Raw genomic sequence first — 20,887 nt, 5'->3', positions numbered from 1 at the left:
AAAACTCAACCACTATCAATATGTCCCAGACATTCCTGGACCCTTTCGGACATCGGACCCTCTCCGGTCTCGTCCTCCATCATCTGATAATAGACAAGGGCCATTCTATAGTTCCCCAATTGGAAGTGCTGCTCCGCCTTGAGGGCCACGGTCCTCTCGACCTCCACTGGTCCCATGTTGCGCAGGAATTCGAACACCCCTATCTCCACTTCGAGATCCTGCTTGAAGGTGTCTTGAAGGAAGCTCAGCACCTTCACCAGCTCGGCGAAGCGCCGTTCCCGCATCAGGCGCTTGCGCGACTCGTACATGATGCCTAGAATGCGCCGCCTGTTCAATCCCAGCCCGAGATTGTCCAGGAAGATGTCGGCATAGTTGTCGATGATATAGAGCGCCTGCTCCGGCACATCTAATTCGTCGAAATTCTCATTTGCGGACATCTGAACACCTTAACGAACGGTCTTGTATCTGATACGCAGACCGATTTTCCCTCTATCATATATCTTCATGCAATTGAACGTTTCCTGTCCACGGTCGACCTACTAGGCTATTTTAAGCGGATCGGGTCGGGCCGTAATTCTAATATCCCCGGTTATCCAATACAATTCAGAGCGATCCTCATGAAGAAGACAATTGAGAATCTGGCCAAGGCCTTCATTGGCGAGAGTCAAGCACGCAACCGTTATACCATCTACGCCAAGGCCGCCAGGGCCGAGGGCTACGAGCAGATATCCGGGACCTTCCTGGAGACCGCCGAGCAGGAGCGGTCCCATGCCAGCAGCCTTTGGAAGATGGTCCAGTCCATTAGGGCCAAGGAATGTTTGGACTTCCCCGCCCTGCACGTGGGGGCGGAGTTCCCGGCCGAGCACGGCAGCACTGCTGTGAACCTTAAGGCCGCCATAGCCGGTGAGCATTACGAAACGTCTTCCATGTACCCGGAGTTCGCCGATGTCGCTGATGAAGAGGGCTACAAGGACGTTGCCGCCCGCCTCCGGGCCATCGGTCACGCCGAGAAGCATCACGAGGAGCGATACCAGGCACTATTGGCACAGGTAGAGGCCGGAACCGTGTTCAAGAAAGAGGCCAAGGTCAGTTGGATATGCCGGGAGTGCGGTTACGAGCATATCGGAACGGAACCTCCGGAGAAGTGCCCTTCCTGTGAACACCCCCGCTCCTTCTTCCAACGCCGCTCCGAACAATATTGAATCGGGCACGGCCCCGAAACCTTCTTCTTTCTGGTACTTTCAGGGAAATCTTAATAATAATGGACCTTAACTTTTGTACATCTATCAAACATGTTTCGGAGGATTAAAAAATGGTCAAGGGTTCACAGAGAATGGGTGTGTACATATGCCGTTGCGGCGGGAACATCGACAATAGCCTGGACACCAAGATGCTCCACGAAACGGCATCCCAGTTGGAGAATGTGGTCCATACGGCCACGGTCGACTTCGCCTGCGCTCCCGAGACCAGAAGGTCGATCGCCGAGGAGGTCAAACAGCACAAACTGGACCGGGTATTGATAGCTGCATGCTCCCCTAAGCTCTACCTAAAGGAGTTCCAGCAGGTGATAGAGTCCGCCGATGGCAAAGGTTGCATGATGGAGATGTGCAACATACGCGAGCAGTGCGCCTGGGTCCATTTCAACGATCGTACCGCCGCCACGGTCAAGGCCGAAGACATGCTGCGCATGTCCCACGATCGCCTGCTGATGCAGTCCAATGTGGATAAGTCCAACGTCTCCCAGGTCAACAAGTTCCGCTGCACTGGCTGCAGGATATGCGAGTCTGTGTGCAACTTCAACGCCATCAAGGTCGTTCCGGACAAGGACTTCGGCAACTCCCTCAAGGCCAATGTCAACATCAACGCCTGTGAAGGCTGCGGTGCCTGCGTAGCCGCCTGTCCAACGGCCGCCATGGACCAGACATGCTTCTCCAACATACAGATCGTATCCCAGATCGAGACGTTCCTGAAGAACACCAAGATGGAATTCCCGAAGATAGTGGTCTTCTCCTGCCATTGGTGCTCCTACACGGCTGCGGACACCGCCGGAATGAAGCGCATGGCCATGGACCCTCATTTCGTGGTCATCCGTACGATGTGCTCCGCCCGTGTCGATCCAGAGTGGGTATTGAAGGCGCTATCCAAAGGAGCCGACGGCGTACTGGTACTGGCCGGTCACCCCGGTCGTTGCCATTACGAGATAGGCAATCTGAGGACCAGAAAGAGGATGACCCTGCTGCACACCTACCTTGACCAGATGGGCTTCCATCCCGACCGCTTCCACATCGACTACGTCGATTCGGAGGAGGTGGAAGGATATGTCGAGGCGGTCAACAGCTACGTGGGGAAGGTGAAGGAACTGGGACCGAACCCGGTGGACATGAGCGCCCCGATCGCACCGAAGCGTCTGGAGATGCCCTGGCTGGACATCAAGCCGCCCAAGAAGTGGGACGAGGGGCTGGATCTCTAGTCCATTCGCTCCAACAACCCCCTTATCTTTTTCAATTCTTCCAGCATCAGCTCCTCTGTTCCCAGGGGTCGGGCGTGAGGCGTTCCTCTCTTTGACCTCCTAACGTTCTCCATGATCAAGTTCCTCAGTCGATCATGGTCCTTCACCCCAATTATGGATATTTCGGACCTTCCGGCCTGCTGTACGGAATAACCGGCGGTCTGCACGTTCAGACCGTATATGCCGAAACGGCGCATCAACGGACCCTGATGAATGTCCACGTTGGTTATCTTGGTATAGGGCACGATGCTGGTCTTCCGAAACAGCACTCCCCTTGACCAGATCACCTCATCATCGGTCAGACCGTAGACCAAGCTTCTATGGTATAGGGGGGTCCAGACGATCGCCGGGACCAGAAATATCACCAGGATGACCAGTGTCGAAAGGGTCGCGCCCTGTCCGCCCTCCGCCCAGGTGGTCAGGGTCATCAACGGTAACCACCAAGGCAAAATGAACAGCGCCAGAAGCATGAGCACGAAAGCCAGGAAATATGATTTCAGAACAGGGTCGACCTTGAACTCTTTATTAAGCTCCACCTTAACGCCCATGAACTAAAGAGCGATCGTCGTGGTAAAAAATCGTGGTAAAAAAAAGAAAGATTTTGGAAAAGGGTTTACTCGGTCTTCCCGTGGGCCTTCCGCATGAAGTTGTCCACGTCCCCCACGTCATCGGTGAGGTAGCTCACGATCACACCGGCGATGATGGCCGCCGGCAGGCTGTAGAGCGCCGGGTTGATAAGCACCGGCAGTCCCAGGACGTTCGTCGTTCCGGTCAGCGTGGCGATGACGAACACCACCGACACCACCAGCCCGGCGATCATGGTCGCTAGGGCCCCCTGCCGAGTGTACCTCCTCCACCAGATGCTCATGAAGAGCACCGGGAAGAAGATACTGGCCGCCATACCGAAGGCCAGGGTCACGAGGTAGGACACGTTCTGGTTGGCCATTCCCAGTCCGATCCCCACTCCCATTACACCCATGAGCACGATGGACAGCTTGGCTACCATCACTTCGCGGCGATCGGAGGCGTTCCTGTTGATGACCTCTTTATAGAAGTCGTGGCTCACGGTCGTCCCTATGGTGATCAGCAGTCCGGCCACGGTGCTCAGGATGGCACAGAAGGCTCCGCCTATGGCCACACCCAGCAAGACCTGGCCACCTGTTTGTTCACCAAGCAGCGGTACCGCCATGTTCACGGCTATGGACGATTGTCCGTTCATGAAGAAGCCCATGAGGTCCGGGTACAGTACATACATGGCCCCGAACCCTACGAACACCGTCATGATGTAGAAGGTACCGATCATCAGCAGCACCCCGATGGTGCTGGTGCGGGCGTCCTTCGGCTTCCTTACGGTGTAGTACCTGGTCAGTACATGGGGCAGACCTGCCGTACCGAACACCAGTCCGGCCGCTAAGGCTATGGTATTCATCCAATTGGGGGCGAAAGTACCAGGAGTCAGCGCGGTGTTCTGTCCAGTTAACTTGCCACTGACGAAGTTTATGGCCTCCTCAGCGGTCAACGTACTGAAGTCAGGCACGGTGGGGTCGTTAGCCAGCAGCCCGGAGGCCAGCTTGGGGGGGATCATTTTGTCCGCCTGAGTGAACACCTCCCCGGGGTCGAAGTGGAACGTCATTCCCAGCATCAGGATGAGAATGATGAACATCGCTGCCCACAGTATCAGCCCTTGGATGATCTGGTTGTAGGTGGTAGCACGCATGCCTCCGGTGGTAACATAAGCTATCACCAGCACTCCTATGACCAGTACGGAGAAGGTGTAGTTCCACCCCATCAGCAGCTGCAGCAGGGCTCCCGCGCCCACGATCTGCGGCACCACATAGAAGGTGGATATGACCACGGCACCTAGCATACCTCCGAAACGCAGGGACTTGCTGCCCGTGAATCGGGTGGTAAGTATCTCGGATGTGGTGAACTTACCCACCTTCCGCAGGGGCACTGCCAGCAGAGCGAGCAGCACTATGTACCCGCCGAAATATCCCAGACCGTCCCAGGTCTTGTCGATACCGAAGACCGCGATGGCGCCGGCCACACCCAGGAATGATGCGGCGCTCAGATAGTCTCCCGTGAGCGCCAGCGCGTTCTGAAGCCAGCTGATGTTCTGACCGGCCACATAGAACTCCGAGGATGTTCTGGCCGAACGCCTAGTGTATACGGCCACTCCCAGAGAGATCGCTATGAGGCCGACCACGAACACCATGGCGATTATGCTGCTCATTCAAATCCCTCCATTCTGCTGGCCATGCGGTGGAACATGATGGCGGTTATCCATCCGATGGGGAAGAGCAGCAGTACCCACACCACGGTCACATTGGCATCGCCGAAGACCTTGGCCGTAGCGATGTCCGGGGCAATGGAGTTCAGGAACCCCAGGCCGAAGTAGGGAACGAGGAAGGCCATCAGGGTACCTACCGCCAGTCCCAGCTTACGTCCTATGTGCAGGTCCGCTATGTCCACCATCTCCAGCGGGGCTTCCTCCCGTTCCTCTGGAATGAGCTTAGCCAGTGCGATCTGCAGGATGTCGGTTATATACGCGTCATTGTACCCTTTGGTCATGATCACCGGGTATGGGGAGTGCTTCATCACGCCCTCGGCGACCGATCCAAGGGTGATCCTCTCCCAACCACTGCGGCCGGACGAACCTAGCACAATGAACGATGGTTTGATCTGCTTGGCGTAGTCTAGGATAGCACCTACTACCGGTCCTCCCGCGTATGTCTTTATGACCGCCGGTACGGAATTCAAGGCAGCCCATTCCATGGCCACCTCTCCTCCCTTGGAGTGTATGCCGATCAACTTCTCCTCAGCCACATCATCGCCCATTCTTTCCAGTGGTGAGCTCATCGAATCTTCATTAACGCACACCACGTGAAGAGTGGCTCGAGTAGCTTTCGCCAGCTCCACCGCCTTCTTGGTGGCGGTGAGGGCCGGTTTAGAGCCGTCGGTGGCTAGCAGAATTATGTTCTCTTGACCGTTGGTTCGTCCGTTATTGCGGTTCAGGATCTTATCCAGCATCACTCGGCACCTCCTGGGTCCATCCAAGAGGTTGCCCTCTCGAGATCTAAATTTGCCCATATCGTGAGGGATCGTCCGTTAATTGTGACCGGGGAGCTTATTCGACTCCCCCCCTCATGTTTTTGATCCGCTTCCGGACCACGCGTTCACAAATCCTTCCGTCGTTCCGTAGCGCGCACCATGCGTCACGGTCGTCCAGAAGGTCCACCCAGGCAACCCCTTTCTCTAGCCGATCAGGGCCGGCACCGGCGGAGCAGTGCCGCTTATTGCTTTCGCATGGATGGGATCTGACATCCATAAAGGAAGTTACTTCGAGATTAATACTTAAATCTATTTGAAATAACTACGATATTCTCATATCCTAAGCAGATTATCTACTGAAATTGCAGAATTATTACGATAATCATCAACAATCGTTATTCAGGGAAGACACACTTCCTGTATTGTCGATTCGTTTGCTCTTTATTAACTCGTCATTCATCGATTACCAGATGGAACGAGGAAGGTAATTACTTCGTATAATTACGAATTAATTAGATGAAAAAAATCGGCGATCACCGTTTTGAGGCGATTCCGTTCATCACCATGAATTCCGATGGAGATCAAAGGAACAAAGGGGTTTCGGTCACTTCTGCATGTGCCGGCGGATATAACCGTTCACGGCGTCGCGTACCGTCCCCTCTTCATCCATGATCAGCTTGATCCCCAGGGCCTCCATCTTGCGTCGGCCATGGTCCCCAGCGAAACCGGTGAGGACCGCGTCGGGCTTCAGCTTGCCCACGTTCTCCGCGGTCATGATGCCATGCCCGACGTCGGTGTACTTCTTGGGATTGTCGTTCACCTCGACCGCCCAGGTGTCCGGGTCCACGATCAACAGGTACTTGGCGTGGCCGAAGTCCTCCTCTACCAGATCATCGAGGGTAGGCCCCTCGGCGGTGACGCAGAGGCGGACCATCTCATTCTCCCTTGTTGACCTTGGTCAATATGCGGTCCACCATCTCTCCGAACGCTATGGAGGCAGGGTTATCCTTATCCTTGACCACGATAGGCATGCCATCGTCCCCGCCCAGAACCACTTCCGGGTCCAGAGGCACCCTTCCCAGGAAGGGGACGCCCATCTGCTCGGCGGCCCTTTCCCCGCCGCCCTTCTTGAACAGGTCGATGGTGTTGTGACAGTGGGGACAGATCAGTCCGCTCATGTTCTCCACGATCCCCAGCACCGGTAATTTCAGTGCCTGGGCGAAGGTGACGCTCTTGCGCGAATCAAGCAGCGCTACGTCCTGCGGTGTAGTGACTATGATGGCGCCGTCGGCATCATCGATGAGCTGCGCGATGGTCAATGGCTCGTCGCCCGTTCCCGGAGGCAGGTCCACGATCAGGAAGTCCAGATCACCCCATCGCACCTCGGCAACGAACTGGCGCAGGGCGCCCATCTTGATCGGTCCACGCCACACCACTGGGGTGTCCGGGTCCTGAAGCAGGAAGGCCATGGACATGACCTTTATGCGTGGCGGCACAAGTACGGGGATCAGCCCTTCCTCATCGGACATGACCGACTCGTTCTCGATGTTCAGCATCTTGGGGATGTTCGGACCGTGAATGTCGGCATCCAATATACCGACCTCGTAACCTCTTATGGCCAGAGAGATGGCGAGGTTCACCGAGACGGTGCTCTTCCCCACTCCCCCCTTGCCTGACATGACGATGATCTTGTGCTTTATTCGGGCCAGGGACTTCTTCAAACGGTAATCCTTATCATCCATGGTCTTGACTTCGATCTTATCAGAATCTTCCATATTTTCAACCTCACATCTTGGTCCGGAAGAACTCCCGGATGATGTTCTTTTCCCCTCTTTGCAGTATCTCGCCCATGGTGGAGGCTGTGACCCCAAAGCTCTTTGCCAGGTCCTGGAGCCCTACTCTGCGGGGATAATCATAATATCCTTTCTCCAACGCGTCAAGGATGGCCATCTCCTGACGTTTGGTGACGAAGTTGGTATCGTCCAAGTTCTTTTTTGACAGAAGCTTGATGGAGCATCCTGCCTGCTTCAGTTCCGCGATCATCTGAGCCAGGGCGCTTTCCCTGGCGGCGATGACCCTCCATTCCACTAGGCCACCGCCTTTGGTCTTGGCACTGCGAAGATAACAATCCGAACGCATGATGGCCTTGCAGGCGCGGCACTTGGTCAAGAGGGCGATGCCCCGCATGCGACCTTCATCGGTGACAGATGATTCCCACTTGCACACGTCTGGATGTTTCTCGATGGCGCGGGAGATGATCTGCTGCATCTCGGGGTCGTCACATTCCAGTTCGACGAAGGAACGGGCCCCCTTGTCTCCGAAAGGGATACAATCCAAAATGCGGACTGGGACATCGAAATTGACAGAAATGTCGTGCACCCACCCGTCGGGGATGTTCACTTCCAGTACCGCCTCGATCATTTTTCAACCCTGTATCCAGCCAAAAGCACCGGGGATAGAAAAGGTTACGCCCAGGTCTTTCGGAACTTCCGGCATATCTCCACGATGCGGGCGCCAGCACCACTCTCTCCCAGGGGGCAGACCCAACCGTCACGGCCAAGCATTTCCCGGACACCGTCAGCTATTCTCACCGGGTCCGTTCCCACGATCTTGTTGGCGCCGACCTGCACCGTCTCCGGCCTTTCCGTATTGTCGCGCAGGGTGACGCAAGGTATGTCGAGGATGCAGCATTCCTCCTGAACTCCGCCGGAGTCGGTGAGGGCCAGGGCGGCGTTGCCCTCTAACTGCAAGAACTCTGGAAAGCCCAGAGGTTGGACGACCTTTACGCCTGGCGGGACGCTCAATTGGAAACGCTCCAGGTTCTTGCGTGCCCTGGGGTGCATGGGCCAGACGATCTTCAGTCCGGTATTCATGCTCACCTGTTCCAGTCCCAGCAGCACGTTCTTCATGCGGGCCGGGGAATCCACGTTCTCCTGGCGATGCAGGGTGGTCAGGATGTACTTTCCTTTCACCAACCCCAGGCTCAACAGGGCATCGCCCTTCTCCACCGCGAGATGAAGGTTCTCCCGAACGGCGTCCACGATGGTGTTGCCGGTGATGTGTATCCTATCATCAGCTATCCCTTCCGCCCTGAGGTTGTCCGCGGATACCGCCGTTGGTGCAAAGAGCATATCGGAGATATGATCGGCCATGACCCGGTTCACTTCCTCCGGCATGGTGCGATCGAAGGAGCGCAATCCCGCCTCAACGTGACCGACGGCGATGTTCAACTTGACCGCCGCCAAGGCGCCCGCCAGGACCGTGTTGGTATCTCCCTGCACCAGGACCACGTCCGGTTCCGTCTGCTGGAAGAACCGTTCCAGTCCGATGAGCATCTTGCCGGTCTGCGCGCCGTGCGTCCCGGAGCCGACCTCTAGATTTATGGTCGGATCGGGCAGCCCCAGGTCGCGGAAGAACACCTTGTCCATCTCAAAGGAGTAGTGCTGCCCGGTGTGCACCAGATCGAAATCATCCCCATTCCTTTGCAGCTCCCGCACGATGGGGGACATCTTGATCATCTCCGGGCGGGTGCCCAATACGACGCTGAATCTCATCTTTTCGCGCACTCCCGGAAATCTTCCGCCTTCCTGATGATGCGCTCCCCCGCCTCCCGGGATAGGATCGATAACAGCTCAGACCTCCTCTCCAGGATATCTTGGCATATGACAAAATGGTGATCGAGCAATGCCCGCTGCTCCATTCTCTTGATGTCCAGGATGGTTATCGGATAGATCTCGACCTTCTGCACCAGCTTCTCCAGTCCATTGTCATCGGGATAGTTCCAACCGATGAGGTTCATGCCTACGCACTTGGCGTAGCGGACCACGTCGGAGGAGAACTTGGTGTTGGTCACCAGCCAGGGGACGGTGACCCCATTGATGTCCTTGAGGTCCTGGAAACGTCCCCAGGTGTACAGGGCCTCCTGTATGCTGGACTTGATCCCCAGAGAGTTGTGGAACTTGCACTCCACGGTGCCCTTGATACCATCCTTGAGGATGACCACGTCCACCTCGTGAGTGACGCAGCGGCCTTTAAGGATCTGTCGCAGTTCGACCTGATAGCCAAGTTCGCGGAACACCCGGCCCATGAGCGTTTCGAAGGCGTGACCGTCCGGTCCCATGAGCATTATGGCCTTCTTTAGCGAGTACTTCATCGCTTGGCAGGAGGGGAGAAGTGCTCTTATGCGCCGGTAGAGCTCCTCGGTGGTCATGCCGTCGTACAGGTATGGTTTTAGGGACTCTAGGATGCTTTCCGCGTCATCCCGGGAGATCCCCACTCTCAATATGGCGTTGATGGCCTTACGAGGATCGTAATCTTCGATCTCCCCGGACCTTTTCACCACTCGCATGGCTACCCATAACGTCCATGCGGGTAATCAACCTTACTAGTTGGACGCTGAAACAGGGACCGCTTCCCGGTCCATCTCAGCCTTCATGGGGCGATCGACCGGGTGTTGACAGATCGTCTGCACTATCAGGTCCCGGTGATATTCAGCGGTCTGGCCGTTCTTCCAGGTGACCACGACGTTGATCATGCTGTTCTTCATGTCCAGGCTCATCTCCTTCAATACGGAGGTGTAGATCGAGGCCTTTCCCCTGCCAGAGGTGCGGGAGGCTCCGCAGCAAGCGATGAGCCCCATGCTCTCCATCTGATAGACAAGTTTGTAGCAGGTCGCCACCGGCAGATTGACCACCGGTGACATCTCAGATACGGTGAGGCAGCGTTTCGACGTGGCCGCCAAAATATAGAGCACCACTGGATCGATCAGGAAAACAGCGATCTCCTCACTATCGATGCTTCGCATTTTTGCAATAGCATCATGCACCGCCCCTTCTATCTCCATCTGACCTTTAAGAATAATAAACTCCCCCAGGCCCGAATGACACTTAAGTATGTTAAATCTTTTGCCAGATGGTTTGAGGGATCAAAATAAAAAAATGATCGCCGAGGCTCAGGACCCCCGGACGTCCGTTTCCCGTAAGGCCTTATCTATCTCCGCTTTGAGATGGTCAGGAATGCCACGGATGCCCACGTCCAGGAAGCCGCGCACTATCATGCCAACGGCCTCCTCCTCGCTCAGTCCCCTGGACATTAGGTATTCCACCTGGTCCTGTGCGATCTTGCCCACGGCGGCCTCATGGGTCATCTCCACGTCAGGGAAGCGCGCCTCCAGTTCGGGAATGGCGATCTGAACCCCCTTATCGCTGAGTATCAATCCCTTGCACTCCAGATGCGCCTTGATCCCTGGTGAGTTGCCGATCAATTGCCCGCGGGCGATGATCGTACCGCCTGTGGTAATGGTCCTGGAGATCAGTTCGGCCCGGCATCCAGGGGCGCTCAGAACCGCTCTGGAGCCCAGGTCCATCATGCTGCCAGGGTGGGCCACGGCGATGGAGTTGAAGCGGCACACGCCGTTCTTGCCGTTCATGAACGCCGTCGGATACGTCTGTATGGTCTTCACCGGTTTCAAGGCGATGTAATTGTTGATGTAGGTGGCGCCTTCGTCCATGACGATAGCGCTGCGCGGACGAACACCGATGAACTCCGACCAGTTGTGTATCATGGTGAACGACAGCTTGGAGTTCTTCTTCAGGAAGAGCTCGGAAATGCCGAGGTGCAGCCCTTTCTCCACCCCCTTGGAGGTGGCGCAACCGGTGACCACCTCGATCTCGGACCCCTCCTCGGCTATCAGCACATTGTGCACGTACTGCTTGGAATTGCGGTTCTTTAATAGGAGGCAGGTCTGCACTGGCATTTTGATCTTGGCGCCCGGGAGCGCCCGGATGAAATAGCCGTCCGCATTCTGGAGGTAGGTCTCCGCGGTGTACTTGTCGGTGTCCGGCATGACCGCCTTCCACATGTAGTCCTTCAGCCAATCGTGGACCTTGAGCGCCTGCGACAGGGGCATCAGTTCCACGCCTGAACCCATCATCGCCGAATGTACCACGGTGTTGTCCATCAGAAGGAAATTGCCGGCCTTGCCCTTTTCGGTGGGCACGATCCCCGCGTCCATCATGGTCTCCTTGGTGTCATCCGAAAGTTCCTCGAACGACCCGGTGGCCGATAGTTCCCTGCTTCCCTCCTGGTAATCGTCCAGGTCGATGTCCTCCCCGAACTTTGCCGCCTTTTTCAGGGCGTCCTTGGCCTTCTTCTCATCATTGGAAACCATGGGAAACCCTCAGAAGTTCTCCTTGATGTTGGAACGGTTGATCTTGCAGCGGATGCATTCGTTGTACCCCATCTTGCGAATCTCCGTCAATAGTTCACGGGGGTTGCCGGAACAGGCCACGGTCCCATTGCACATGACGTAGCCTCGGTCCGCTTCGACATATTCCAGGATCTGCCCGGTATGGGTGATGATGAGCGCCGCCTTGCCGCTTCGTTCCCTCCAACCAGCGCAGTGCGAGGTACCCTGTAGAAGATCGTGGACCTTCGCCCCCAATTTCTCTATGGACACCAGGTCCACGCCGCTCTCCGGTTCATCCAGAAGGAGGAGGCAGGGGTCCTGGGCCTCTAGTTGCAATATCTCGGACCGCTTGATCTCCCCTCCGGAGAAACCGATGTTGACGTCCCTGTCCAGGAACGCGGTCATGTCGAGGTCCTTGGCCAATACCGCCGGGTCGATGTCGCCCTTCCCGGTCACGCGGACCAGGTCCTTCAATTTGACCCCCATCAGGTTCGGGGGGCGCTGCATCATCATGCCGATGCCTCTCTTGGCCCTCTCGTTCACCGGCATGTGGGTGATGTCCTCTCCGTTCAGCAGTATGCGTCCGCTCTTGACGTTGTAGCCCGAAAAGCCCATGATGGTCATGAGCAGGGTCGACTTCCCCGAGCCATTGGGCCCGAACAGCACGGTGGTGTAACCGGTCATGACGTTAAGCGACAGGTCGTGCAAGATCTCCTTGCCGCCAACCTCGACGGTCAGGTTTTCTATCTCCAGCATTTTTCCACTCTCCCTGGCGATTGTTAGGCGTAATAGTTAAGGATATCGAGCCGTCACTCGCGGTAGCGGTCAGGGTGCTCCATGACCATTAGCTCGTTCTCATCCTCGTCCAAGAAGATGGCCAGCAGACCGCCCCAGGGTTGTTTTTCCGGTTTCATCTTGAAAACGACGCCCTCGTCCACCAGCTCACGGTGCAGGTCGTACATGCTGTCGCAGGAAAGGACGATCCCGGTCGGTCCGCCCGGCTTACGAAGATCGTTCTTCCCCGGCACATAAAGCGCCACCTTTCCCAATGGTTCATTGGGTCCCAGTTCGGCCCAATCGCCGTCCCGGTACCTAAGCTCCAGCCCCAAGGCCTCCATGTAGAACTCCAACGCGTCGTCCATGTTGGAGACGGGAACGGCCGTCATCCATACGCGGGTCAATCGTCCCTTCTCCAGCAATGGTTCGTTGCTTCCCATGGGATCGCCGATAGGCATGATGACCATATCCTCCTGGGACGATAAAACGACATCGGTCCAGCGCGTTCCGGGCAGCCCCCCTTCCCATCATGTCACGGGCGATGGACGCCCTATGGTGGGGGGTCGAGAAAGTAATTAATCCGGAGCGCTCATCCCCGGGGCATGAAGAAGGTCGTCGCCATAATGGGGCCGCCGGAGCGTTGGACACCGTTGTGCCGGGAGCATCGCCATTTGGCGGATTTCATATGTGTCTCACCGGTACGGGCGGTCCCCATGGACGACGTCGATTTCTCGCTGTTCCTGGTCGACCTGTTCTCCGGGAGGTACGATGTGCTGGTGGCAACATGCCCGACGGCCATCGAGGCCGCGGTGGTCATGGCCCGCGACCGTAATATGCTGGAGCGTCTGCAGGATGCCACCAGGAGAACGGAGCTGGTAACCATTGGTGAAAGGACCACCGGTCGCGCCGAACAACACGGCCTGACGGTGTCGTCCGAAGCCCCTGAGGCCACCACCGATTCGCTGGTCGGTCATCTCAACCGAAAGGAGCGCCGGGGAACGGTGGCAATATTGCGTTCGGACCAGGGGTCCCCCCAATTGATCAAAGGTCTCGAGGATGCCGGCTGGAAGGTGGTGGAGGTCAAGGTTTACTCCCTGCTGCTGGATGAATCGGAGATGATGATCTCCCTGCTGGACCGTCTGGAGGAAGGAAAGGTCGACGTACTTGTGTTCCCCACCCCTGCCCACGTGCAAGCGTTCCTTCTACAGTTGATCGAACGCTGCGATGTGGAGGAACTGCCATTGATGCTCGAAGGGGTGACGGTGGCAGCCATGGGTCCTGAGACAAGGAAGCGGCTGGAGGAGCACGGGGTGAAGGTGGACATGGTCCCCACGAAGACCACCCCGGAGCAGTTGCTGAAGGAACTGCTTCACGACCTGTGATCCTTCAGAAGTTCGAAGGCCTCTTCAACGGTCAGAGGGGGCTCGAAATCAGCGCCCACATGCTGACGGTACATCATCATCAGGCGGGAAAAGCTGGGCAGTTCCAAGTTCGCCTCCTTCAGAACCTCCGGCATCTTCACCAGTTCGTGAATGCTGCCGTCGAAGAGCACTTTCTTGTTCAGCACCACCGCCCGGTCGGCCAACTCGAACGCCAACGCCAGATCGTGCGTGGCGATGACCATGCTCTGCTTCAGCCCGGAAAGGATGTTCAACAGGTCCCGGCGACCTTGAGGGTCCAGGTTCGCAGTGGGTTCGTCCAGAAGCAGCACCGGTGGGGACATGGAGAGGAGTCCGGCAACGGCCACCCGCTTCTTCTCCCCCAGCGAGAGGTTCTGCGGCACTCTTTTTGACAGATGGGACGCACCGCTTTCCTCCAAGGCCTTCTCCACCCGGTGGCGAACCTCCTCTTCCGGAAGCCCCATGTTCAAAGGTCCGAAGGCCACGTCCTCCCAGACGCTAGGCATGAACACCTGGTCGTCCGGGTCCTGGAACAGGAATCCCACCTGCTTCCTGGTCTCCGCCGCCCCTTTGCGCTCCACTTTCCTTCCGGCCACGATGACCTCCCCGGCCTGAGGGAAGTCCAGGGCGGCCATGAGGTGCAGCAGGGTGCTCTTCCCGGCCCCGTTGGGGCCGATCAAGGCCACGCGCTCTCCTTCCGCCACTTCCAGGCTCACATCATCGAGGGCGAGGTGTCGCCCGGGATATTCGAAACGAACGTTCTTGAGGGAGATCACGGCCAGAGGTACCACCCCATCTGCCTGGATAATGTCAAAGTGCCTATTATAACGAACGCCAGGCTGAAGGCCGCGTCCCTGCCCCTCAATCTGAAGGAGGTGACCCCCCTGATGGTCCCATCGTACCCGCGTGAGAGCAGTGCCACGTAGACCCGACTGGCCCGACGGTACGAGCGAAGGAACAGCATGCCGATGGTGTTCGACAATACCTTGAACGCCTCCCGATCAAGAAGGGACCTTCCTCCCTTGAACCCTCGGGACCTGCGGGCCAGGCGCATGCGTTCCGATTCGTCCAGCATGACGAATATGAATCGATAGGTGAACATGATCATGTTGCTGAGTATCATCGGCATTCTGAACCATCGCAGGGTCCACAGCACGTCCATGAAGGGGGTGGACGACACCATCACCAGTAAGAGCAATACCGAGGTCGACACCCTCAGTCCCATGGCCAGGGCGTTCTCCCCTCCGGAAGTGAACAGCATCGTCAAGGAGGCGAAGAGGACGAAGGGGAAGGCCAAGGCATATCCTTTGGCCAGATGAAGGAACGGGATGCGTGACACCATCACCAGGCCGAGAGCGAACAGGAGGACCGGAAGGAGGGCCCCGACCTGGGTGAGGGTGGCCACAAGCACCGCCAACGCGAACACGCAGAGCATTTTGACTCGGGGGTCGAAACTTGACAACCAGGAATCCCCGGCGAACCTGTCCACGTGCTGTTCCATGTTCAACTTTCCTGTTCGAGGCCTCGAGAGGGGGTATAGGAGGAAATGTCCTATTGCGGCTTCTCACGGGCCTTCATACCTTTAAGATAAAGGAATACCAAACCGAAGGTGATACCGAAGCCGATTATCCCGGCCATCAAAGCACCGCCGTAGTCGTCGCCGTAGCTCAGGGGGGCGGTGTAGACCTGATCGCCCTCATCCACTCCATTCTCCTCCATTATCTTCTCCAGACCGTCTGGGAAGGCGGCGGAAAGGGCGAAAAAGCCGACCAGTCCGATAGCGAATATCGCCAGGATGACCACCGAGGCCTTCACGTATCGACCTTTCATGCAGACACCTCCTGGGGATGCATACCGAACTCCAGGGTCTCCGGGGCCACCTTGCTCAGGAAGAGCACCACTCCCGTGGTGATGATGGCCTCACCGATGGCGATGAAGGCGTGATAGATGCCCATGGCCGGTAGGGATATGATCCAGTCGATGCCGAACGCCCCTCCGGATAGTGTATAGCTCAACCCCATCTGCACTCCGCAGAACAGGGCGGTGACGAAGACCGAGGTCCAAGCGGCCAATGGCACGGTCAGTCCTTTTTCGGTCGTTCCCCTTTTCAGCAGGCGTAGGCCTCCGTAAGCTACCAGTGGTGCCACCACCGCCATGTTGAGAAGATTGAGTCCCAGTGCGGTCAGCCCCCCGTCCCCGAAGATAAGACATTGTATGACCAGGATGGTGGTCATTACCAGAATTCCTCCGTACAATCCCAGCAGCACCACGGCGAGGGCGGCGCCGATCAGATGACCGGTGGTCCCGCCGCCGATCGGGAAGTTCAGCATCTGGGCCACGAATATTCCCGCCGCCAATATGGCCATGAAGGGCACCATGCGCTCGTCAACGCTTCTATTAAGTTTGTATATGGCCAAAGCTATGACCGGCAGGGCCAAGGCCCAGCCCATGATGATCACCATGGGATCCATCAGACCGTCAGGAATATGCATTATCGTCTCCTCAAATTCAATATGGGGTTTAGGTGTTAAGAATTTTATTTTAGTAACACGAAATCCCCTATCTTAAATAAATAATTATTGAATCCGCGGGCGCTCCGCATCGCAGGCCGATGCTAGACGGCGGACGGTGTCCTTAAGATCATCCGCGGAGGAGCCATTGAGCGTCAGGGAGACAAGAGCGCTGCCGACTATGACGCCGTCCGCTCCCATGTCCCTCGCCGCCCGAACCTGTTCCGGTCTAGATATGCCGAATCCGGCGGCCAAGGGGACGTGGAGGTCGACGGAGCGCGTCCGGCTTATCATTTTCCGAAGGTCTTCCGTCATGACCGATCCTCCTCCGGTAACGCCAGTGCGTGTGACCAGATACAGAAAACCCGAGGTGGCATGCACCAGTTCACTGTTCCGGTCGTCCGGCGTCAACGGGGTGGTCAACTGAATAAGGTCCAATCCTTTTTCCTGACAGGTTTGGCGCAGGGAGGCGCTCTCGTGCAACGGCAGGTCCGGCACGATCAGGCCGTCCGCTCCGGCGCTCCGGCAAGCATCCACGAACCGCTCCTCCCCCATGCGGAAGATGGGGTTGTAATAGCCCATGAGCACAATGGGTCGATCGGTCCTACTCCTCAGTTCACGTACCATGTCCATGACCATCGGGGGGGTCACCTTGTTCTCCAGGGCGCGTACTGCCGCCAGCTGAATGACCGGACCGTCGGCCAACGGATCGGAGAAAGGCACGCCTATCTCCAGAACGTCCGCCCCGCCCTCCAGGCAGGCCACGGCCATTTTCACGAAATCCTCTGGCGAGGGCACCCCGGCCATCAGATAGCATATCAAGGCGGTGCGCCCCTCCGCACGGGCGTCGACGAATGTCTTTTGCAAACGGCTCACTCGACCACCCCCATGTCGAACACCGTCTCCAGGTCCTTGTCCCCCCGGCCGGAGATGGTTATGACCACCACCTGGTCCTTGGACATGGACGACGCCTCGTTCATTCCGGCGGAGACGGCATGCGCGCTCTCCAGGGCGGGAATGATCCCTTCCACCTGGGACAAGGTGATAAAGGACTCCAAGGCCTCCTTGTCGGTGACGCCCACGTATTCGGCGCGTTTCAGGTCCTTCAGGAAACTATGTTCTGGACCGACGCCTGGATAGTCCAGTCCCGGGGCGATGCTGTGCGCCTCCTGGATCATGCCATGCTCGTCCTGAAGCAGATACGATTTGCATCCCTGCAGAACCCCGACCTCCCCTATGGACAAGGAGGCGGAATGATGCCCGGTCTCCAGCCCTTCCCCGGCCGCCTCCGCGCCGAGCAGTCTGACCCCGGGGTCCTCTATGAACGGGTGGAAGGTCCCGATGGCGTTGCTTCCCCCGCCCACGCAGGCAACCAGCAGGTCTGGCAGGCAACCCTCGGCCTCCTGAAGCTGCTGGCGTATCTCCCGGCCGATGACGCTCTGGAAGTCCCGCACCATGGTGGGATAGGGATGCGGACCGGCGGCGGTGCCTAGAAGATAATAGGTATGCTCCACGCTCCCGGACCAATCGCGTAAAGCTTCGTTAATGGCGTCCTTGAGCAGTTTGGAGCCGGACCTCACTTCGTGAACCTTCGCCCCCATCAGTTTCATGCGGAAGACGTTCATGCGCTGTCTAGCAACGTCTATCTCTCCCATGTAGATCTCCGCCTTCAATCCAAGTACCGCCGCGGCCATGGCAGTGGCCGTGCCATGTTGACCAGCCCCGGTCTCGGCGATCAGTCTTTTCTTGCCCATGCGGCGGGCCAGGAGTGCCTGGCCCATGACGTTGTTGAACTTGTGGGCTCCACCATGGCAAAGGTCCTCCCGTTTCAGGTATATCTTCGCGCCGCCGCAACGTTCCGTCAATCGCCGGGCGAAATAAAGAGGGGTCTCCCTTCCACCGTAGTGACGGTTGTAGCTCTCCAGCTCATTTAGGAACACTGGGTCCTTCCGAGCCACCAGGTACTCTCTCTCCAGTTCCTGGAGCGCGGGTACCAGTACTTCAGGCACGTATTGCCCCCCATACACACCGAACCTTGAATTCATGATCCATCAACTCTTTTCACGTTCGTTATGAACTCATCGACCTTCCGTCGGTCCTTGATCCCGTCTTCCTCGACACCGCTGGAAACGTCCACGGCGAAAGGGACCACTTTGGCTATCGCCTCCGGGACATTATCCGGGCGAAGCCCCCCGGCCAGTACCAGCGGTAGCGGCCTGATCATACGGTTAATTCTTCGGCTGAGGTCCCAATCGTGGACCTTGCCGCTCCCACCTAGCCTCTCGCTTGGCGTATCCAGGACCAAGGCCTGACATTCATGCAAGCATCCGGCGTCGATGATGACGTCCGTTGTTGCTGGCAACATGCCCCACAGGTGCACCCCCATGCCGCTCAACGAAGCCAACAGCTTCCGGTCCAGGGGGGAATGCAACTGTAGCACGTCCGGTTCAAGGTCCATCACCATATTTTCAAGCTCCCTCGGCCTCCGCTCAGTGGTCACCGCCACCCGGAGGTTGCCGCAGCAGGACATAAGCTCCTGAGCTGTGCTCAGTTCCAGGTTCCTAGGCGAATCGGAAAGGACCACAAAACCCAGGTAGTCCGCCTGGCGACAGGTCTCCAGATCGGCGAAGGTACGCATGCCGCATATCTTCACCGCGGTCATCGGACCATCCTCATGGAGGACAGCTTGTCGCGGGGGCAGGGAGAACCGCTCAAGGCCGAACCGATCAGTACGCAGGAGGCGCCCATGTCCCGCATGCGGCGCACGTCCTCCTTACCGTTCATCATGCTCATGACCATGGCCGGTCGGCCGTCCCGTCCGATCACGCTCAATGCCGGTCCCGTGTCGTTCGGTCCCTGTCGGAAGGTGCGCAGGTCCCGTTGGTTGAAGGCCAGGATGTCAGCTTTACTACCTATCGCCCCTTCTAGTTCCGTTAAGGTCGAGGCTTCCAGGACCACTTCCATTCCGGTCTCATGGGCCTTATCGATGAGAGCGTCCCTTCCGGTGGCCAATTCCCGGTCGAATATCCCCTCTATGAGCAAAACGGCCGACGCCCCCAGACGGGAGGCTGTCTCTATCTGTACCTGGTCAATGATGAAATCCTTCATCATCACCGGAAGTCCGGTCCTGGCGGCCAGCTCGAGATAGCGCAGGGAGCCCAGAAAGAACCGGGGTTCGGTGAGCACCGACAATGCCGCCGCCCCGCCCTGACGGTAATCATCGATCAGCTCTTCGGCCAAATGTGTGCCGAGACGCCCAGCCGTAGGGGAGGCCAGCTTGACCTCGGCCACTATGGGGAAGTTCGGACGGTCTTTCACCTCCTTCACCAATGAGGGTCGGATGCAGTTCTGATCCCTCCCGTATCGGGTCGACCGATGGGAATAGAACCCGCAATCCACCAGCTCCCGGGCATTGCGGACCAGGAGCGATAACCGGTCCTCTACCCCTCTGAGCATCAGACCGCCTCCCCGCCATTGCTGGCCAGGATATACTGCTGCATCTTGGAGAAGGCATTGCCGCTGTCAATGACCCGTTCCGCCAAGGAAAGGCCCGCAGCTATGCTGGACGCACTGCCAAAGACATAGAGGGCGCAGGCGCAATTGAACAATACCATGTCCCGCCGTTCGTTGGCCTTCCCTCGCAGGAGGTCGATGCAGACGCGGACCGAGGCCTGAGGTGTCAGTTCCCTGACCTTGTTTTCATGACAGCGCTTCAGTCCCTGCTCCTCCGGACATATCTCGTACCTTTCCACATCCTCTCCTTTCAGCTCGGCCACCAAGGTACTTCCGCAGAGAGATACCTCGTCCATGCCCGGAAGACCGTGCACTATCATGGCCCGGTCCACTCCCAGGGACCGCAATACCGAGGGAACGGTCTCCAGTAGTTCTGGGGAACAGACACCCATCAACTGTCTTCGGGGACCGAGCACGGGGTTCATGAGCGGACCTATGATGTTGAATATGGTGCGGTCCGACACCAGCCGCCTGGCCCTAACCACGTGTCGCATGGCCGGATGATAGGCGGGGGCGAACAGGAAGGTGAAGGAGATGCTGTCCAGCATCTTCGCGGACCGTTCCGGGCCAGGCGATATGTCCGCTCCCATGGCCTCCAGCAGGTCGGCGCTGCCGCACCGTCCCTGAGAGGAACGATTGCCGTGCTTGGCCACGGGCACACCGGCCGCCGCCAGGACGAAGGCGCTGATGGTACTGACGTTGAAGCTGCGGACCGCCGCACCCCCGGTGCCGCAAACGTCCATTACCATGGGGTGAACGGTTGACAGACGGTTGCAGAGGCCGTAGAATGTATTGGCAATGCCCAGCATCTCCTCGGCGCTCTCCCCCCGCCGGCCCATATCCTGCAGTCGGTCGGCGATGACCTGATCGGTCATCCGGCCGTTCAAGATCTCGGTGGCGAACCTCTGCGCTTGGAAAAGACGCTCGGTCTGGGACATGG

Annotated in this window: 25 protein-coding genes; 3 read left to right on the top strand and 22 right to left on the bottom strand. The window is 57.6% G+C overall.

Features of this window, described 5'->3' with window-relative positions; all coding sequences use genetic code 11:
- Positions 1-5: 5 nt before the first annotated feature.
- Entirely contained in the window at positions 6-437 is a 432-nt protein-coding gene (locus tag VMW85_01150) for a hypothetical protein (GenBank protein ID HUT26642.1), read from the bottom strand.
- Positions 438-617: 180 nt separating this feature from the next.
- Between VMW85_01150 and VMW85_01145 the strand changes: the two genes are divergently transcribed.
- Together VMW85_01145 and VMW85_01140 are read left to right on the top strand one after the other, a co-directional pair.
- Positions 618-1,202 carry a rubrerythrin family protein gene (locus tag VMW85_01145; protein HUT26641.1) on the top strand — a complete coding sequence of 195 codons (585 nt, stop codon included), beginning with the start codon at positions 618-620 and terminating at the stop codon, positions 1,200-1,202.
- 110 nt (positions 1,203-1,312) lie between these two features.
- Positions 1,313-2,470: a hydrogenase iron-sulfur subunit gene (locus tag VMW85_01140; GenBank protein HUT26640.1), complete on the top strand. Its 1,158-nt coding sequence runs from the start codon at positions 1,313-1,315 to the stop codon at positions 2,468-2,470.
- Here the strand turns inward: VMW85_01140 and VMW85_01135 are convergent.
- From VMW85_01135 to VMW85_01080, 12 genes are all read right to left on the bottom strand, one after another.
- Positions 2,467-3,057: a PH domain-containing protein gene (locus VMW85_01135; protein HUT26639.1), complete on the bottom strand. Its 591-nt coding sequence runs from the start codon at positions 3,055-3,057 to the stop codon at positions 2,467-2,469. The genes VMW85_01140 and VMW85_01135 overlap by 4 nt on opposite strands.
- A 65-nt stretch (positions 3,058-3,122) precedes the next feature.
- A complete protein-coding gene (locus VMW85_01130) occupies positions 3,123-4,742 on the bottom strand; it encodes a cation acetate symporter (GenBank protein ID HUT26638.1) in 1,620 nt (539 codons plus the stop codon).
- Positions 4,739-5,539, bottom strand: a complete 801-nt coding sequence (locus VMW85_01125) for a universal stress protein (protein ID HUT26637.1) — start codon at positions 5,537-5,539, stop codon at positions 4,739-4,741. The genes VMW85_01130 and VMW85_01125 overlap by 4 nt, the downstream gene beginning before the upstream one ends.
- Before the next feature lie 625 nt (positions 5,540-6,164).
- Positions 6,165-6,494 carry a NifB/NifX family molybdenum-iron cluster-binding protein gene (locus tag VMW85_01120; GenBank protein HUT26636.1) on the bottom strand — a complete coding sequence of 110 codons (330 nt, stop codon included), beginning with the start codon at positions 6,492-6,494 and terminating at the stop codon, positions 6,165-6,167.
- Between the two features lies 1 nt (position 6,495).
- Positions 6,496-7,335 (bottom strand): Mrp/NBP35 family ATP-binding protein, encoded by an 840-nt coding sequence (locus VMW85_01115; GenBank protein HUT26635.1) that lies wholly within the window; start codon positions 7,333-7,335, stop codon positions 6,496-6,498.
- Positions 7,336-7,345: 10 nt separating this feature from the next.
- Entirely contained in the window at positions 7,346-7,981 is a 636-nt protein-coding gene (locus tag VMW85_01110; GenBank protein HUT26634.1) for a helix-turn-helix domain-containing protein, read from the bottom strand.
- Positions 7,982-8,025: 44 nt separating this feature from the next.
- Positions 8,026-9,114 carry a UDP-N-acetylglucosamine 2-epimerase (non-hydrolyzing) gene (wecB, locus tag VMW85_01105; protein ID HUT26633.1) on the bottom strand — a complete coding sequence of 363 codons (1,089 nt, stop codon included), beginning with the start codon at positions 9,112-9,114 and terminating at the stop codon, positions 8,026-8,028.
- Positions 9,111-9,908 carry an ATP cone domain-containing protein gene (locus VMW85_01100; protein ID HUT26632.1) on the bottom strand — a complete coding sequence of 266 codons (798 nt, stop codon included), beginning with the start codon at positions 9,906-9,908 and terminating at the stop codon, positions 9,111-9,113. The genes wecB and VMW85_01100 overlap by 4 nt, the downstream gene beginning before the upstream one ends.
- Before the next feature lie 36 nt (positions 9,909-9,944).
- Positions 9,945-10,403, bottom strand: coding sequence for a hypothetical protein (locus tag VMW85_01095; GenBank protein ID HUT26631.1), 459 nt, complete (start codon positions 10,401-10,403; stop codon positions 9,945-9,947).
- A gap of 108 nt (positions 10,404-10,511) precedes the next feature.
- Entirely contained in the window at positions 10,512-11,729 is a 1,218-nt protein-coding gene (locus VMW85_01090; GenBank protein HUT26630.1) for a SufD family Fe-S cluster assembly protein, read from the bottom strand.
- A 9-nt stretch (positions 11,730-11,738) separates the two neighbouring features.
- Positions 11,739-12,503, bottom strand: a complete 765-nt coding sequence (locus tag VMW85_01085) for an ABC transporter ATP-binding protein (protein ID HUT26629.1) — start codon at positions 12,501-12,503, stop codon at positions 11,739-11,741.
- A 53-nt stretch (positions 12,504-12,556) separates the two neighbouring features.
- The gene (locus VMW85_01080; protein HUT26628.1) at positions 12,557-12,991 is read right to left on the bottom strand and encodes a VOC family protein; all 435 of its coding nucleotides are present in this window, start codon (positions 12,989-12,991) and stop codon (positions 12,557-12,559) included.
- Positions 12,992-13,126: 135 nt separating this feature from the next.
- On the opposite strand from VMW85_01080, the gene VMW85_01075 reads away from it, so the two are divergent.
- Entirely contained in the window at positions 13,127-13,906 is a 780-nt protein-coding gene (locus VMW85_01075; protein ID HUT26627.1) for a uroporphyrinogen-III synthase, read from the top strand.
- Here the strand turns inward: VMW85_01075 and VMW85_01070 are convergent.
- The 9 genes from VMW85_01070 to trpD form a co-directional block, all read right to left on the bottom strand.
- On the bottom strand, positions 13,894-14,715 hold the full coding sequence (locus VMW85_01070) for an ABC transporter ATP-binding protein (GenBank protein HUT26626.1): 822 nt from the start codon (positions 14,713-14,715) through the stop codon (positions 13,894-13,896). The two genes, VMW85_01075 and VMW85_01070, sit on opposite strands and share 13 nt — an antisense overlap.
- Positions 14,697-15,425, bottom strand: coding sequence for a cobalt ECF transporter T component CbiQ (gene cbiQ / locus VMW85_01065; protein HUT26625.1), 729 nt, complete (start codon positions 15,423-15,425; stop codon positions 14,697-14,699). Before cbiQ ends, VMW85_01070 begins: the two co-directional genes overlap by 19 nt.
- A 50-nt stretch (positions 15,426-15,475) precedes the next feature.
- On the bottom strand, positions 15,476-15,754 hold the full coding sequence (locus VMW85_01060; protein HUT26624.1) for a hypothetical protein: 279 nt from the start codon (positions 15,752-15,754) through the stop codon (positions 15,476-15,478).
- Complete coding sequence (locus VMW85_01055; protein HUT26623.1) at positions 15,751-16,416, bottom strand: energy-coupling factor ABC transporter permease; 666 nt, start codon at positions 16,414-16,416, stop codon at positions 15,751-15,753. Before VMW85_01055 ends, VMW85_01060 begins: the two co-directional genes overlap by 4 nt.
- Positions 16,417-16,500: 84 nt before the next feature.
- A complete protein-coding gene (gene trpA / locus VMW85_01050; protein ID HUT26622.1) occupies positions 16,501-17,310 on the bottom strand; it encodes a tryptophan synthase subunit alpha in 810 nt (269 codons plus the stop codon).
- Positions 17,307-18,479: a tryptophan synthase subunit beta gene (trpB, locus tag VMW85_01045; protein HUT26621.1), complete on the bottom strand. Its 1,173-nt coding sequence runs from the start codon at positions 18,477-18,479 to the stop codon at positions 17,307-17,309. The genes trpA and trpB overlap by 4 nt, the downstream gene beginning before the upstream one ends.
- On the bottom strand, positions 18,476-19,096 hold the full coding sequence (locus VMW85_01040; GenBank protein HUT26620.1) for a phosphoribosylanthranilate isomerase: 621 nt from the start codon (positions 19,094-19,096) through the stop codon (positions 18,476-18,478). The genes trpB and VMW85_01040 overlap by 4 nt, the downstream gene beginning before the upstream one ends.
- Complete coding sequence (locus VMW85_01035) at positions 19,093-19,890, bottom strand: indole-3-glycerol-phosphate synthase (GenBank protein ID HUT26619.1); 798 nt, start codon at positions 19,888-19,890, stop codon at positions 19,093-19,095. The genes VMW85_01040 and VMW85_01035 overlap by 4 nt, the downstream gene beginning before the upstream one ends.
- Entirely contained in the window at positions 19,890-20,885 is a 996-nt protein-coding gene (gene trpD, locus VMW85_01030) for an anthranilate phosphoribosyltransferase (GenBank protein ID HUT26618.1), read from the bottom strand. The genes VMW85_01035 and trpD overlap by 1 nt, the downstream gene beginning before the upstream one ends.
- Positions 20,886-20,887: the final 2 nt, after the last annotated feature.

It is taken from the genome of Methanomassiliicoccales archaeon (assembly GCA_035527755.1).
Classification (GTDB): domain Archaea; phylum Thermoplasmatota; class Thermoplasmata; order Methanomassiliicoccales; family UBA472; genus UBA472.
The sequence above is the reverse complement of the archived record's forward strand: the minus strand, read 5'-3'. Positions and strand labels throughout refer to the sequence as shown.

What these genes read in the sequence shown, in the direction of transcription:
- VMW85_01150 (HUT26642.1), bottom strand. Translation starts at nt 437, where the DNA reads ATGTCCGCAAATGAGAATTTCGACGAATTAGATGTGCCGGAGCAGGCG.
- VMW85_01145 (HUT26641.1), top strand. Translation starts at nt 618, where the DNA reads ATGAAGAAGACAATTGAGAATCTGGCCAAGGCCTTCATTGGCGAGAGT.
- VMW85_01140 (HUT26640.1), top strand. Translation starts at nt 1,313, where the DNA reads ATGGTCAAGGGTTCACAGAGAATGGGTGTGTACATATGCCGTTGCGGC.
- VMW85_01135 (HUT26639.1), bottom strand. Translation starts at nt 3,057, where the DNA reads ATGGGCGTTAAGGTGGAGCTTAATAAAGAGTTCAAGGTCGACCCTGTT.
- VMW85_01130 (HUT26638.1), bottom strand. Translation starts at nt 4,742, where the DNA reads ATGAGCAGCATAATCGCCATGGTGTTCGTGGTCGGCCTCATAGCGATC.
- VMW85_01125 (HUT26637.1), bottom strand. Translation starts at nt 5,539, where the DNA reads ATGCTGGATAAGATCCTGAACCGCAATAACGGACGAACCAACGGTCAA.
- VMW85_01120 (HUT26636.1), bottom strand. Translation starts at nt 6,494, where the DNA reads ATGGTCCGCCTCTGCGTCACCGCCGAGGGGCCTACCCTCGATGATCTG.
- VMW85_01115 (HUT26635.1), bottom strand. Translation starts at nt 7,335, where the DNA reads ATGGAAGATTCTGATAAGATCGAAGTCAAGACCATGGATGATAAGGAT.
- VMW85_01110 (HUT26634.1), bottom strand. Translation starts at nt 7,981, where the DNA reads ATGATCGAGGCGGTACTGGAAGTGAACATCCCCGACGGGTGGGTGCAC.
- wecB (HUT26633.1), bottom strand. Translation starts at nt 9,114, where the DNA reads ATGAGATTCAGCGTCGTATTGGGCACCCGCCCGGAGATGATCAAGATG.
- VMW85_01100 (HUT26632.1), bottom strand. Translation starts at nt 9,908, where the DNA reads ATGCGAGTGGTGAAAAGGTCCGGGGAGATCGAAGATTACGATCCTCGT.
- VMW85_01095 (HUT26631.1), bottom strand. Translation starts at nt 10,403, where the DNA reads ATGGAGATAGAAGGGGCGGTGCATGATGCTATTGCAAAAATGCGAAGC.
- VMW85_01090 (HUT26630.1), bottom strand. Translation starts at nt 11,729, where the DNA reads ATGGTTTCCAATGATGAGAAGAAGGCCAAGGACGCCCTGAAAAAGGCG.
- VMW85_01085 (HUT26629.1), bottom strand. Translation starts at nt 12,503, where the DNA reads ATGCTGGAGATAGAAAACCTGACCGTCGAGGTTGGCGGCAAGGAGATC.
- VMW85_01080 (HUT26628.1), bottom strand. Translation starts at nt 12,991, where the DNA reads ATGGTCATCATGCCTATCGGCGATCCCATGGGAAGCAACGAACCATTG.
- VMW85_01075 (HUT26627.1), top strand. Translation starts at nt 13,127, where the DNA reads ATGAAGAAGGTCGTCGCCATAATGGGGCCGCCGGAGCGTTGGACACCG.
- cbiQ (HUT26625.1), bottom strand. Translation starts at nt 15,425, where the DNA reads ATGGAACAGCACGTGGACAGGTTCGCCGGGGATTCCTGGTTGTCAAGT.
- VMW85_01060 (HUT26624.1), bottom strand. Translation starts at nt 15,754, where the DNA reads ATGAAAGGTCGATACGTGAAGGCCTCGGTGGTCATCCTGGCGATATTC.
- VMW85_01055 (HUT26623.1), bottom strand. Translation starts at nt 16,416, where the DNA reads ATGCATATTCCTGACGGTCTGATGGATCCCATGGTGATCATCATGGGC.
- trpB (HUT26621.1), bottom strand. Translation starts at nt 18,479, where the DNA reads ATGAATTCAAGGTTCGGTGTGTATGGGGGGCAATACGTGCCTGAAGTA.
- VMW85_01040 (HUT26620.1), bottom strand. Translation starts at nt 19,096, where the DNA reads ATGACCGCGGTGAAGATATGCGGCATGCGTACCTTCGCCGATCTGGAG.
- VMW85_01035 (HUT26619.1), bottom strand. Translation starts at nt 19,890, where the DNA reads ATGCTCAGAGGGGTAGAGGACCGGTTATCGCTCCTGGTCCGCAATGCC.
- trpD (HUT26618.1), bottom strand. Translation starts at nt 20,885, where the DNA reads ATGTCCCAGACCGAGCGTCTTTTCCAAGCGCAGAGGTTCGCCACCGAG.